The sequence below is a fragment of the Granulicella arctica genome, from assembly GCF_025685605.1.
GTDB classification, from domain to species: Bacteria; Acidobacteriota; Terriglobia; order Terriglobales; family Acidobacteriaceae; genus Edaphobacter; species Edaphobacter arcticus.
Map to the genome: position 1 here is coordinate 2,994,219 of NZ_JAGTUT010000001.1, position 13,728 is coordinate 3,007,946.

Sequence of the window (13,728 nt, forward strand, 5' to 3'; positions counted from 1 at the left end):
GGTAAAAGCTAACTACCAGGGGCAGTAAAGCAGAATGAGGTCATGCCCGGTTGCATTCCGGGCACTCATTGACATGGTTCCAAAACTCGACAGAATCTCCATGAGCGTCCCGATCATCTTCGGCACTAAGGGGCGCGAGAGGGGAAGCATTCGGTGTCCGTGTGCAGTGTTCCATCCAGAGTTCGATCCCTGAGGGACATTCCAGAAAGAGCTCCGCGACATTGAGGGTTCGAAGGAACTCTCTTGCCATCTCACGATGAAGATGTTCTTCTACTCGCAGGACGAAGGCTTCATCCATGATTTTGGCCATCGTTTTACCTGTGACGACACGCTTAATCGCACCGCTTTCTGTTGTTAGATGCAAAGTTCCTCCCGCGGATTGATCTCCGGCAGGAGCAGCTTTGTTGTCAAGCAATCAGTTGATTCGTGCCTAGCGGCCACGTGCCGGGAGCGTCGCGGCGCCTAATGCAGCCGGAGATCGAGGGTGACGCGTTCTCAAACGACTTTTCAGCGATCTTGTTCCGTTCAAACAAAAACTATCCAGTCCCAACTTTAAAGCGGATACAGCAATAGCTGGTTTTTAATGATGGTGCACAAGCATTTGATCTTAGCGCTATGGCATCCGGAGATGTTCGACTACGTTTTTCTATGAGCACAGGATATTTCTCAACGGTTTCAACCAAATTGAACACAACAACGAAGCGGTTTTACAGTATGTAGCGGGCCGTTCCTTTAGAGAGTTTTGTGATCGGACGCGCGGCAGAGACGACAAACTCACAGCCGTGCATAGCGCCGCTACGTTAGAGATCCTCGACAAGTACAAGATTGCTCATAGTTATGTCGAATTGGACGGTCTCCATTCATTCGTCTTCCCAAGACGGTTTCTCCCTTCTATGTTTCCGCAGATGTTTCGATAAGACTAGCCTGAACGGCAGCGTGTATTTGTGGTTCTTCAGTGCGTTACAAACAAGAAGCAGTTGTGTGGGCGACGTTGTCATGGCGCATGGTAAGTGCGGCGAATTACACTACTTTCTCTGACATCCTGGGAAGCTCTGAACTTCTCTGGAATACTCTAAGCAGACCGCTTGCCGCACTTTCTGCTCGTAGTCTTAATCGTTTGAAGGAAAAGGCGTCAAACCGCGCCCTCCTGTAACTACGCGGCTCATCCGGCGATTGCCGAAGTCTAAGTCATACCGGCTCAAACTTGCGACTCACTTCGAGTCGATCCCAATCCAAAGTAAAAACTACGCCGTACTTCGTAGGGAGCAAGGGATTTTATATTGCACCTCTGGGCGTTTAAAGAATACTGTCTTGCTATATGGCGTTGCGTTCTCCCGTTAGATGAAGGTGTACAAGTGCAATTTCATGCTCACGTGTCGACGTCATGAGAATACTTTGTCCGGTCTTCGCACTGCTGTCATTTTTTTTTGCTCTTACCGGTCCAATGATGTGCCGTTGCGCGATCGCGGATTCTCTCCCACGCAACCTCACGCAGGTCGGACAAATCAGACGCCTCAGCCAGCAGGAAGCGGCAGGAGCTGTTCCTGTGGTCGTTTCGGGTGTGGTGACCGCATTCTCCGGTTACAAGAACTCCTTTTTCATGCAAGACAGCCACTTCGGCATCTCTGTCGATCGCACGGACCATGCGAAAGTCCACATTGGGGACTTAGTTGAAGTCACTGGCACCAGCAATCCTGGTATGTTTGCACCGACAATCATGGCGTCAAAGGTCCGCGTCACTGGTCGCTCCTCGCTCCCAAACGCACATCTTAAGCTTTTCAGTGATCTTCTGGGCGGAGGTGAAGATAGTCAATGGATCGAGTTACAGGGCGTTATTCATGCCGCGAAGCACCAGCAACTCTTTGGTCATGACATTCTTCGGTTGACTCTCAGTCTTGGAAATCAAAGCGTCGCTATCCTGCTGCAGCAGTTCGAAACGCTTGATACTAATCACCTCGTTGATGCAACAGTTCGTGTACATGGGGTCTGCTCAACTTCGTTCAACGACAAGAGACAGTTCGTTTCCGCTGCGCTTATAGTTCCTGATCAAAGAGATATCACTATTGTCGATCGAGTTAGCGATGATCCGTACGCAATTCCGCAGGTCCCGGTCCGCAGTGTTCTGCAGTTTGGACAGGCACTTCACCGGGTCAAGATCACGGGCGTTAGCACGTACCAGAGCGTTGGCCACTCTCTTTACCTTCAGCAAGGCGATGACGGCATCCAGTTGCGAACCTCATCGAAGGAGCAGGTTGGAGTTGGCATGAAAGTTGAAGCTGTCGGCTTTCCGGTGATGGGCAACTATTCCCCAATGCTGACCGACGCTTCCTACCGCCTGATTGGATCCAGAGCACCTATTCTACCCAAGCACGTGGAGGCGGAGCAGATTATCGGTCATGCGACATTTTCCTCTATTCCGTATGATCAGCAACTCGTGGAACTCAGAGGTAGTGTTGTTGAGGACCATGAATCGGGAGGTAATCGGTTACTTGTGCTCCATATGGGCGATCATGTGTTCGAAGCGAAAGGTGACGAAACCTCGCTCAAGCAACTCAAACGGGTTCAAGCCGGCAGCATGCTTTCCGTGACCGGGATCTGCGATGTGCATCTGGACTCTGACGGCGCGCCGAGTGGCTTCGATATTCTGCTCCGCTCTCCAAGCGACATTTTAGTTCTCAAGAAAGCCTCGTGGTGGACACTGCCTCGCACCTTTGTCGTCCTAGGCGGATTCGTTGCGCTCGCGCTCGTAGCAGCCCTGTGGGTCATAGCCCTGCGATCCAGAGTTCGACGACAGACCCAGACGATCCGCGAGAGCGAATGTCGCTTTCGTGAGCTTGCGCAAGTAGATGTCCTCACGAAGCTACCGAATCGCTTGATGCTTGAAGAGCACATCACACGAAGCCTTGAGCACTCGAAGATCTGTGATGCCAAAGCAGCGGTCTTCTCGATTGACATCGATCACTTCAAACAGATCAATGACCACTATGGTCATCATGTGGGAGATGAGTGTCTCAGGGTTGTCGCCGAGCGCCTTCGCAGCCGCGTGCGCAAGGTGGATTTGATCGCTCGTACCGGCGGCGAAGAGTTCATGCAGGTGACAGGCTGCCTCGCCGACAGAGAAAGCGCATTGAAGGTCGCCAATGGAATCCTAGAATTTTTTATTGAACCTCTTTCGTTGGCGGGACATGAGATAAAGATAACGGTCAGCGTTGGAGGAGCTATCTATCCAGATGATGGAGAGACAGTCGAGCTGTTGCGGAAACGTTCTGACCTGGCACTCTACGAAGCAAAGCGCGTGGGACGGAATTGTGTGATTTTCGCAAACGAGCGACTGGATACGTCGAATGACTTAACTGCCTCAATCGAAACAGCGCTTCGACATGCTCTCCAAACTCGAAGCTTTTATCTTGTATATCAGCCGATCGTCGACTCGGCAGGAGCAATTTGTTCATTTGAGGCTCTCATTCGAAGCTCGAATCTGTGGCTGAATGAACTTGGTCCTTCGAAATTCGTTCCCGTGGCGGAGAGCAGCGGACTTATCGTTGAAATCGGACGCTGGATTTTCGATGAGGTCTGTCATCAGGTTGTGACCTTCACTCTTCATGGCATCTGTGAATGCCCGATCGCAATGAACATTTCATGTCGAGAACTCCTTGAAAAAGGGTTCGCGGAATATATTTTGGAGACTTTTGAGCAACGTAGTATTCCCGGCGGCATGCTTCATTTTGAGGTTACCGAGACAACGATGATGTACGACCCAATTCGAGTGAAGGCCGTCATCGATCGTCTCGCAGCCGTCGGCATTCTTTTTTCCATCGATGATTTCGGAACAGGCTACTCGTCACTTTCGCGGCTCCATGAACTGTCGATTAGCCAGCTCAAAATTGACAAGTCTTTCACGAAGGACTTGTTAGCCGGCGGCGGCTCATACTCGATCGTTTCCGCCATCGTTCAGATGGCGAAGAGTATGCACCTAAGAGTTGTTGCCGAAGGGGTCGAAACAGAAGAGCAACTTAGATTATTGTCAACGCTCGGCTTGGATCGTTTTCAGGGTTATCTGTTTGAACCCGCAGTCAAGTCTGACAAGCTACTGCATGTCCTTCAACAGAATCAGGATCAAGTTGCTACCGCTGACCACAACCAAAGCTTTACCGAGGGGCCTGCGAGTTCATTCTCATAGCTGGGGACACATGACTCAGGTCAAAAAGCGTGAGCGTCCGGTGCTAGCCGCTTGTACATGGTGTAGCTTCGTCATCATGATGTGTGGATGGTTGGTGGGTTGGGTGGGAGTTTGGACCTCTGCATCGGCAAAATGCTGAGGTGTGTCGTCAGATGTATTGAGGAAGACGCGAAACGGGAGGGGAAGAGGTGTAAATCCTCCCGTCAGTCTTCAAGCTACTTTTCTGGCTGCAAGGCAACGAAGAAAGCAGCGGCAACGAACGATCTCGCGACTCAAGGCGAACTCACCGAAACGGCAGAAGAAGCAGTCGTTTCGAAGAAGAAGCGCAGGCCCGCATGCTGCACGTCGGATTTAGCGATGTCTTGTAATTGAATATCGACCAGATCAAGCCGCGAGCACAACCTAAATTGCGAGGCCTGCAAATCCTACCGTTGATGGGACCTGCGACTTCTATGGTGTTAATCAGGTGCTCAGGATGCACGTTCACAAGAACGTCGTCTATTTCGCTGCTGCTCATACGTGCGGCTCCAGGTGGCAATGGCGCGCCTTCAGAAAGGGAAACGGCTTTATGTTTTCCTCGCTTTCCATTAGGCTGTCATCTCCACCGCGGGCGCCGCTGCGTCTTTCGGTTTGTAGTTGGGTCCGTAAAGTAAGCGAGGGTTCTTTCTTATAGCCGATCTTCTCGCTGTTGGTCTGCACCTTCGGTTCATGCTTGTTGTCCTTCTGTGCCTTCACGGTAGCGAGTGCATGGCTGAGCCGCTTGTTCTCGACGATGGCCGTGTGCCTCACACGCTGGCCTTGCTGAAGACGCGGTAGGGAAGTAAGTGGCCTTTTCATCGCACCTCGAGCGGTCGATCGCTGAAGTCATAGACCTCGACGTACTGCCTGCTAAGCCATCTGCGAGCTCGCTACGCTCCTAGCGAAGTATCGAGTCACTAACGTAAGGGACATCAGTGAACTCTTTCCTCTGTTCAGTCGGAGCAGCTTCACTAAAGCTCTCCGGAGCGAATTACTAGGCTCAGTGGTTCTCGATTCCGCCGCGAGATTCGTTAGAAGTCAATGGCCTGCCGCACGCATACTCTTGCTTGGAAGCGCTTAGAGAAGGCTCGAAGATCACCTTTATGACGAGAGAATTCGTGCTTTTGCACTCCGCAAGACTTGCTGTCCTACTGGGCTGCGGCAGTATGATAGAGGCGAACCTTGAACTCGGCAAGGGTTTCTGGACCACCTATCCATTGCATCGGTCGTATGACCGGGCGACCTTCATCCCCATTGAGTCGGCGACCGGGTTTCCACTTACCGTTTGTATATAAGCCCTCTTCAATGGTGCCAATTTGCACGCTGGCGGAGTTCACTTCATCTAGCGTAAAAGTGGGGCTTAAATTTGAACCGACAAAAATAAACTCATCGGGTGAGACATTGAGGATCAGCCCAAATGATCTGGTGTCACCCGTCATCGCACGTGACTCATACGACACACCACCCGCCATCAGGGTAGGTGCTGTGGCTGCCGGTTCCGTTGTGCGAAGCTTTTTTACCGTGATCTTGTATCCGCCTAACGTGACGACTTGACTCATTTCTCCTTCGAGCAAGAGAACGGCTGCAATGTTATTGGCGGCCTGTGCTTGAGCAAGTTCAGGCAACATGCCCTCCAGAGTTCTATAGGACTTCGAGATCTGATCTTCGGGAGTGAGATCATCGACGCCAAACACTGCCCAGCCCAGCGCAGCATTGTTTCCGAGGGCCCAGAATAGGTTTCCGGCTTGGTCCCTGGCTTCCGGAATGAAGAGAGGGTTGCCAGACCTAGCATAGCGAGAGCACACGCCTTTGAAGTCATCCGCGTAGATGTCGGGAGCGAAAAGATCCACCTGGGGAGCCCCCGCCCGCCATACATCCATGACGCGAGCTACAGGTCCGCCGCTTGGCCAGTCTCCAGGTAAAGCCATTCCGGGCTGAGGGCCCAGCCATGCGTTCACGTACATAGGAAGATTGAGTTCTGATTTTCCGGCCCCAATCACGACGTTAATATAACGCGCGTAGTTCCACGCCATGAACACCTCATCCGCCCACTCGCTGTTGCCGAAGACCTCGACCCATGTTCCTTCTGTCTTGTATCCGCTGCGACCCCAAAGCTCCAAGAGCTCTGGAAGCAGTGTGGTTTTGTTGCTGATCAGATACTTTAAAAGATCGGAGGGGACAGGCTTCGACCATGCTGCATCCGCCGCGGGAGAACGGTCGCGACTATCACCGAGCAATCCTATTTCGTTCTCCACTTGCATCATGATGACGGTGTGGTGCTCATCGACCACCTTGATATGGTGCATCAATGCTCGAAAGGCCTTTGTGTCCGCTGCCATTGCGGCCTCGCCTAAAGGGCTCAGCGGAGGATCGTGTTGTAGCTTAGACATCGCCATCACGATGGAATTGGTAGATTCGCTCCCCCTCTTAATTTGTAGAGGAAAGCGTTGATGATTCGACTTGACCCACAAGGGAGCATATGTCGATTCTCCGTTCTTCCACGAGCCAAACCAGATGAGCACCAGGTGGAGATTCCTCTTATGAGCTTCCGTGATCTGTGAATCGACCAATGTGAAATCGAATTTATCTTCCTCGGGCTCGATGAGTTCCCAGCTCACGGTGCTGATTACCGTGTTCAAGTGCATCGCCGCGAGCTTGTCCCAGATGGGCGCCATATACTCCGTGGTCGATGCGCTTGAGTTGTGCAGCTCGCCAGCAAGCATGATGTACGGTTTTTCGTCGACGAATAGCTGCGTCGACGAGCCGTTCTTTCCAATATGAGGCAATGTTTTGATAGAAGGCTTGCGATCGGACGATTGAGCGTTCACGGTACTCATAGAGGTTAGAATCAGCAAAGAGGCCACGCCGTATCTGAGTTTCATCGAGGGTGTCATCCTTATATGAAAAGCGTCGAGTGGTTCGGGCTCTCCAAGTGGCCTCTGCCATCTGTGAACCAAGTTATCTGCCGAGAATCTTATATGCAAAGCCTCCTTGAGCGACTTGCTCTCAAGTAATTTGAATCCTGTATCGTAAGATCGCCTCTTCGGAGGAAAGCAACTCATGAGTTAGGGGAAGTCCTTGCTCTCGCCACGACTTAAGGCCACCCGCGAGCACCTCAATCTTTTGGACTCCGTGTTTCCTTAGTTCAAGAGCCACACGAGAGCTTCTGAAGTGATTAGGCGAAGCACAGTAGAGAACAACGTCCAGATCGGAGGGAAACACTACATGGTGAGCTTGGCGAACCTTGCTCGGGTCCAAGCGAACGGAAGTCGGAATTCCTTCTGTACCTTCAGTCCCTTCTTCGTAGCTCAGAAGATCGAAGATAAGAATTTTGTCACCGCTGCTGATCTTCTGCCATAGGCGTTCTGGCTGAATTCGATGTAGATGGAGACTTCGGCTGACTGGAATGAACTTCAACGTGTGCCAGATCATATAGATGGCCAAGGGTATGCCGAGTGCAGCTGCGAGGATGCCGGCAAATCTGCTCACTTCAACAGCAATGCCGTTGAGTTGGCGGCTGAAAAGCAAGCCCAGCCCCGCATAGGCGGCTGCCCAGATCGCTGCCCCAACGCTATCATAGGCCCAAAAACGGTATATGCTGCCTTCAGACATTCCCGCTAGCGGCGGCGCAACCGCGTCGATGCCCGGAATGAACTTGGCGACTAGCAAACAGCGCAGCCCGTACTTCTCGAATGTTCGCTTGGTCTTCCGAATCTGCTCATTTGGATCGGCAGAGAAAGCGGCGAGCAAACGGAGTACGCGACCGCCATGTTTTCGTCCTATCAGGAACCATGCCGTATCCCCCAGCAAGGAAGCGCCGATTGCAAGCGCTAGAACAGCTGGAAGGCTGAGCTGTCCCATATGGCAGAGTGCTCCGGCCGCAAGTAAAAACAGCACTCCAGGAACCGGCATAGATAGCTGGTTGGCAAAGACCGCAACGAAGAGGACCGGATACGTTGTGAGAAGAAGATAGTGATTCATACGATGACCGCGGCTCTTTCTGAAGTAAAAGATCCTAACGTTGAAGTGCCATTTCCCAGCAAGCGTTTGTTAAGCCGAGGTGCTCAAGCTACAGCTAGAGGTACGCTCACGTGTTACGTAGCTCTGTGCTTAGACAAACTGTGGGGTTCTAATCGTCTGTCTTCGTAGTGCAATTGCTAACTTGTTACTTTATTTACAGGCAACTTCCGTATTTTTTTGGCCACAGCCTTCGCAACCGACTCCGCCACTCCCAAGCTCTCACTGTCCATTCTCTTGGTATTGGTCATGTCCTTCTCTAGGAAGTTCTGTCCATCTGTGCCGGTGAGTTCAAGATGAAACGAGACGGAAGTCTTGCCAACGAAAAAGCCAATCGGGCCAGTCGAAGCACGGAGTGCCTGGTTACCTTTCTTGAAACCGGTTACAGTGATCCTCAGCTTCATTGTCGAACAAGCTGTTCCGCCATCATCATCACCTGCGCGAATATAGGTAGCAGGAGACGGGCTCTCGCCCAACTCATGGATGAGGCCCTCATAGAGCAACGCACGATACTCCGCAGGTAGCTCTAAGCCACGAGCCATAACAGGTTCAACGACGACAGAGGCGGAACCTAAGGGTCCACGCTCACACAGTTCAGGTAGTTGGTTTGTGGTTGTCGACATATGAGACGTCATACGAGCGCTGAGAATCTTTGCGGAGGCCATCGGTACGACGAATACAGCCCCGTGGTATCCACCCTTCTGGTCCAGGTATTCGATCGTGAGGAGATCTACAGACTTTTGCGTAATGGTTGCCACAGCAACGCCGCCTCCATAAGGAATCATCATTCTCACAATTCGTCCTGTCTTACCCCCAGTCTCAATTCGTTCATTGCCGATTGAGACATGGGTCATGCGCGCAAAAGGAATTTCCGCCTTGAACTCGAGGTTTGTGAACAGCAGCTTCGTATCAGTCGTAGTGAGGCGGCCTTTGATATTCGGCTTTGCGTCGGGTAGACCTGTAATCTGTGTCACGTCATACCCTGTTGAACTCGAGGTTCCTTCCGGGCTTGTAGATTGAGCGAATGCCGTCATGCCCGAGATGAGGCAAAGGGCGATTGCTAAACAAGTTGCGTGGGGGCGCTGATGGGTCATGATGAAATCCTTCCGAAGCACGAAATGGTTCTAGGTAAAAACTAAACGGTACAGTACTAAGATGTGCTTATGCATGATCTGATTCAGTTAATGGAGCTCTAAACCTGATTTTCGTTAGGAAGGTGTCAGCCAATTCCAAATGTCTCGGCATGCTTCTGTGTTTTGCTGATCACTGTCTTTGCGGCGGAAGGAAAAGGATGGCAACACCGTCCCAGACGTTCTTGCCGGACAACTGCGGAGGCCTTGAGTTGAGAGAAACGACCCCGATGTCGTTTGCGTGCAAACGGAAGCGTTGTACGAGATAGTGCTCCACCAGAATGGCGCGCTGGTTTGAAAGGGTGATCTGCGCTGCCGCGTCAGCGTCGTTCGAGTAGCCCTCAACGACAATGGGCTGCAGGACGATAGAATCCTTCACGCTTCCAACAACCTGATCGATCTGCTTCTTACCCGCGTCCGACAAGATTTCCACCCCCTTTGCGTCGGTGGTGAAAGCCTCCGACCGGCTGATCCAAGAGCGGTGATTACGCTGGCTTTGAAAGTATGGGCTGGCACGATAGGCATCCGGGGTTAGATCGTTCAGGCTATAGAAGCCCCTTTTCTTAAAGAAGCCACGGAAGAGGAATCCGTGTTTCAGAGCCTCGGTATCATCGCTAAGGTTCGCCGTGGTGCGATTGACATTTCAGAGTGTGTCGCGGAGATTTTCAGCAGCACTTACGCCAGAGCTGTCCGGAGCGAGGGCATCTGTGATGGTGCCGTTTACCGTATGTGAGACCTGATCGATCTGCTGCGAGGCGTCGCGTGCGCTGACCATCGTGTCATCGATCTTCGCCGGCAGGTTGCGCGACTGAACATCGGTCATTAATTGCTGTGCCTGTACGGATACTTGATTCAGGTTGACGCTTGCGTGTTGGACGTTTGAGACGGCCTGCTTTACATCGTCCGCAGTCCGCTGATCGCTCAAGAGCATCCCGACAGTCCCTTTGCCGCTGCGTGCCTCGGTGACGAGTCCATTGGTGTTGGTAACCGTTGAGGTGATGACATCGAGCGCCCCGTCGAGTTTATGACGAACGTCGCCGATCGTGGCGTTCGCCTGGTCGATCGTGCCGGACACCTTCTCGATGATCGCGGAGAGTTCCATTGGCTCTTTGTTGGGCAAGGTAGAGCCGACTGCTGCCTCTGGTGATGCGTCGGTTCCGGCGTGGATCATGAGAAACTTGTCCCCGACCAAGCCGTCCGAATCCACGCTGACGAGCGAATCCTGCCGGATAAACGAATGAAGTTTCCTGTCCACTTCCAACTTGACGCGAAACTTGGCAGAAGGACGAGGCGGGAGCTCAATGACCTTGACCTCTCCGGCGTCGAAGCCACCGGCACGCACCTTTGAGCCGGGAGCGATCCCGGTGACAGTCGCCATCTCGACGTAAAGCTGTTCGTGCTTGCTGAATGCCTGATTGCGGTCGCCGATCAGGAAGAGCACCGTGGTGAACAAGATGAGTCCGGCAAGTACGAACGCACCCAGGACTCCGAAATTTGTTTTCATGATTGTGACTCCGAAATCAGTTCTCTAACGAGGTCGTTATCGCTACGGTCAAGTTCCTCGATCGTCCCAAAACCAACCAGGCTTCCCTGGTCCAAGACGGCCACCTTATCCGCCAACCTTCGCGCACCGCGTACATCATGGGTCACGATGATCATGGTGGTGTTCCGCTCCTTGTTGAACTTCATCAGGAGGTGGTCGATCTCGGACGCGGTGATGCGATCCAAGCCACTGCTTGGTTCGTCCACCAGCAGCAGCTTTGGGTTCAGGACTAGCGCCCTCGCCAGGCCCGCCCGCTTCTTCATACCGCCGGAGAGCTCACCAGGTAACTTGTCCATATCCTTCTCGAGGCCAACCTGGCGGAGCATGTCCTTCACCTCTGCCTGAATCTGCTGGGGAGACTTATGCTTCTTATCGAATCGCTGCACAGGCAGCGCGAGATTGTCACCCACGGTGAAGGAGTCGAAAAGCGCAGCGCTTTGGAAGAGGAAGCCTATGCCGCGGCGGACTTTGGAAAGCCCATCGCGCTCAAGCTGACTGATATCTTCATCCCCTATGAAGACTGATCCGCTGTCCGGCTTGAGCAAGCCAATGATGAGCTTGAGCGTGACACTCTTACCGGTTCCGCTTCGGCCAAGCACGCAAAGCACCTCGCCTTCGTTGACCGTGAAGGAAACGTTCTCGAGGACTTTTCTATCCCCGAACCTTTTCGACACTTGCTTGAATTCGACGACAGGATGGTCACTCACAGGGCTCCTCCGGGAAAGAAGAAATAAATGATCTTTACCAGCAACACGTCTGACAAGATGATGAGCAAAGACGACAGGACGACACTGTTGGTTGCTGCTTTGCGGACACCAGCAGAGCCTTCGTCAATGGTGTAGCCGAAGAAGGAGGAGACGCTTCCTATGATGAAGCCGAAGACACAGGTCTTGAGTGTCGGTGCAAGGAAATCTGACCAGGAAAGGCTGGCAAAGGCACGATGTACATAGAGGGCGACGGACATCTGAGAACTGAGGCGCTCAGAGATGAATCCGCCGAGGAGACTAGTGAAGTCCATGAACAGGGTGAGGAACGGTAAGGCGATAACACAACCCACAACGCGGGTGACTACCAGCATCTTGAACGAGTCAACGGACATCGCGTCGATGGCGTCGATCTGCTCGCTGGCGCGAAGGTTAGCGAGTTCGGCCCCGATCCCAGATCCCACGCGCCCGGCGATGAGCAAAGCCGTGACGAGTGGACCGAGCTCTGTGATGAAAGAGGCCGCTTGTAACGTGGGGCTGAGTGCGACAGCCCCGAATTTGATGAGCGTCGCATGGGTGTGCAAGGTAAGCACAACGCCAAGAGCCAGGCCCGCGGCCGCGATGAGCGGCACAGAGCGAGCACCGATCTCCTCCAATTGCTGCAGCGATGCCGTCCACTCATAGGGCGGAGCAAACGCAGAGGCGATCGCACGAAGACCGAAATGGCTCATCTCCCCTGCGTTTGAAACAAATCGGGTTGCTTTGGACATTGCGCTTACCGGTCCTTTCGGTCAATCTCAAACGGGACAGTCACGCGTGTGCAGTCGATCGGTGACTCAAGTGGAGGTGATATTTATGCTATTCAGTCAAGACTCACTTTCGGCTCCACAGACATGCCCGGACGAATCTTGTCCAGATTCTGTTGTCCCTTTTCGAGGCGGATGCGGACCGGGAGGCGTTGAATGACTTTCACAAAGTTGCCCGTCGCATTCTCTGCCGGAAGGACACTGGCGCGGTCACCCGTGGACGCCGGCATGGCTTCCACTGTGCCGTTAAATGATTCGCCGAGCGCATCGATTTTGACACGGACGTGCTGGCCTGGATGCATCTTGCGCAACTGCGTTTCCTTGAAGTTTGCAGTGATCCAAGTGTCGTTTATCTGTGCAATGACCAGTAATTGCGTACCGGCCGCGTTGCGTGCCCCCGTCTCAGCGCTTCGTTGCATCACGATGCCGCTGACGGGTGCTATAACATGGCAATACGTGACACTGAGGCGGGCCTGATCTAACTGTGCTTTATATGATTCGACGCTGGCCTTGCGACTGGAGATGTTTGCTCTTTTTATTTCGATCTGCCGGGGAGCATTGACGGAGGTCTGGGAGAGCTTCGAGCGCTGTTGCGCCAACTGGGCGCGCCGCTGATCGATCACCTTCTGCGATGAAGCGGCGGCGGCAACTGCTGAGTTTACATTGGCCTGTTGTGACTTTGCGGTAGCCAGGTACTGGTCATAGTCTGCATGCGCGATCTCCTGCTTATCCAGCAGCTCTTTGTAACGCACCAGATCAGTCTGGCTCTTTTCGTTGTTAGCCTCAGCCTGGCGAAGTTTGGCGACAGAGCTTTCGTAGTCGCTGGATGCGGAGCTTAGGGACGCCTCCGCGTTGCGAACCTCTTCCTGTTGCGAAGTGATGTCGTTTGAGTTCGAGGACTGCGTGATCGGAACATTGGGACTTTCGGCATTCAATTGGGCGACCGCCTGATCGTAGTCTGCCCGGGCTTGTGCCAATTTGACTTCGAGATCACTGGTGTCGAGATCGACCAGTGGCTGGCCGGCCTGCACTGCCTGGTTATCCTCGACGTAGACATTCCTGACGGTACCTTCGACCCGGGCGGCGACGGGGTTCAGATGAGCATCGGCCTGAGCGTCGTCGGTACTTTCATAGGTACGCGAACGGAGCCACCACACGATACACACAGCGATGAGCAGCACACCAACGATGCTGAGGGTGATGATGCCGCGGCGACGTTTTGCGGGGTCGACCGGCGTTTGGCTCGGTTCCGCCTGATCAGCCTGATCGGGCCGTCTGGCTTGCTGTTCCTGCTGGTCCTCGGTCTGTGTGGGCATGGTCTTAATCCTTT

General features: G+C 53.1%; 10 protein-coding genes. 1 reads left to right on the forward strand and 9 read right to left on the reverse strand.

Annotation, left to right across the window (positions count from 1 at the left end; translation table 11 throughout):
* The first annotated feature begins 1,546 nt into the window (after positions 1-1,546).
* Positions 1,547-4,180: an EAL domain-containing protein gene (locus tag OHL20_RS12825; protein WP_263383572.1), complete on the forward strand. Its 2,634-nt coding sequence runs from the start codon at positions 1,547-1,549 to the stop codon at positions 4,178-4,180.
* A gap of 513 nt (positions 4,181-4,693) precedes the next feature.
* Here the strand turns inward: OHL20_RS12825 and OHL20_RS12830 are convergent.
* The 9 genes from OHL20_RS12830 to OHL20_RS12870 form a co-directional block, all read right to left on the reverse strand.
* Positions 4,694-4,969, reverse strand: coding sequence for a hypothetical protein (locus OHL20_RS12830; protein WP_263383573.1), 276 nt, complete (start codon positions 4,967-4,969; stop codon positions 4,694-4,696).
* A gap of 377 nt (positions 4,970-5,346) precedes the next feature.
* Complete coding sequence (locus OHL20_RS12835) at positions 5,347-7,080, reverse strand: GH35 family beta-galactosidase (RefSeq protein WP_263383574.1); 1,734 nt, start codon at positions 7,078-7,080, stop codon at positions 5,347-5,349.
* Positions 7,081-7,204: 124 nt separating this feature from the next.
* Positions 7,205-8,179, reverse strand: a complete 975-nt coding sequence (locus OHL20_RS12840; RefSeq protein WP_263383575.1) for a VTT domain-containing protein — start codon at positions 8,177-8,179, stop codon at positions 7,205-7,207.
* 176 nt (positions 8,180-8,355) lie between these two features.
* Positions 8,356-9,309 (reverse strand): hypothetical protein, encoded by a 954-nt coding sequence (locus OHL20_RS12845; RefSeq protein WP_263383576.1) that lies wholly within the window; start codon positions 9,307-9,309, stop codon positions 8,356-8,358.
* 169 nt (positions 9,310-9,478) lie between these two features.
* Positions 9,479-9,778, reverse strand: a complete 300-nt coding sequence (locus OHL20_RS12850) for an OmpA family protein (RefSeq protein WP_263383577.1) — start codon at positions 9,776-9,778, stop codon at positions 9,479-9,481.
* Between the two features lie 210 nt (positions 9,779-9,988).
* Entirely contained in the window at positions 9,989-10,849 is an 861-nt protein-coding gene (locus OHL20_RS12855; protein WP_263383578.1) for an MlaD family protein, read from the reverse strand.
* Positions 10,846-11,595, reverse strand: a complete 750-nt coding sequence (locus OHL20_RS12860; RefSeq protein ID WP_263383579.1) for an ABC transporter ATP-binding protein — start codon at positions 11,593-11,595, stop codon at positions 10,846-10,848. Before OHL20_RS12860 ends, OHL20_RS12855 begins: the two co-directional genes overlap by 4 nt.
* A complete protein-coding gene (locus tag OHL20_RS12865; RefSeq protein ID WP_263383580.1) occupies positions 11,592-12,362 on the reverse strand; it encodes an MlaE family ABC transporter permease in 771 nt (256 codons plus the stop codon). The genes OHL20_RS12860 and OHL20_RS12865 overlap by 4 nt, the downstream gene beginning before the upstream one ends.
* Positions 12,363-12,454: 92 nt before the next feature.
* Entirely contained in the window at positions 12,455-13,714 is a 1,260-nt protein-coding gene (locus tag OHL20_RS12870) for an HlyD family secretion protein (RefSeq protein WP_263383581.1), read from the reverse strand.
* Positions 13,715-13,728: the final 14 nt, after the last annotated feature.

Excerpts from the sequence above, each read along its gene's own strand:
- OHL20_RS12865 (WP_263383580.1), bottom strand. The coding sequence starts at position 12,362 with ATGTCCAAAGCAACCCGATTTGTTTCAAACGCAGGGGAGATGAGCCAT.
- OHL20_RS12870 (WP_263383581.1), bottom strand. The coding sequence starts at position 13,714 with ATGCCCACACAGACCGAGGACCAGCAGGAACAGCAAGCCAGACGGCCC.
- OHL20_RS12855 (WP_263383578.1), bottom strand. The coding sequence starts at position 10,849 with ATGAAAACAAATTTCGGAGTCCTGGGTGCGTTCGTACTTGCCGGACTC.
- OHL20_RS12840 (WP_263383575.1), bottom strand. The coding sequence starts at position 8,179 with ATGAATCACTATCTTCTTCTCACAACGTATCCGGTCCTCTTCGTTGCG.
- OHL20_RS12835 (WP_263383574.1), bottom strand. The coding sequence starts at position 7,080 with ATGAAACTCAGATACGGCGTGGCCTCTTTGCTGATTCTAACCTCTATG.
- OHL20_RS12845 (WP_263383576.1), bottom strand. The coding sequence starts at position 9,309 with ATGACCCATCAGCGCCCCCACGCAACTTGTTTAGCAATCGCCCTTTGC.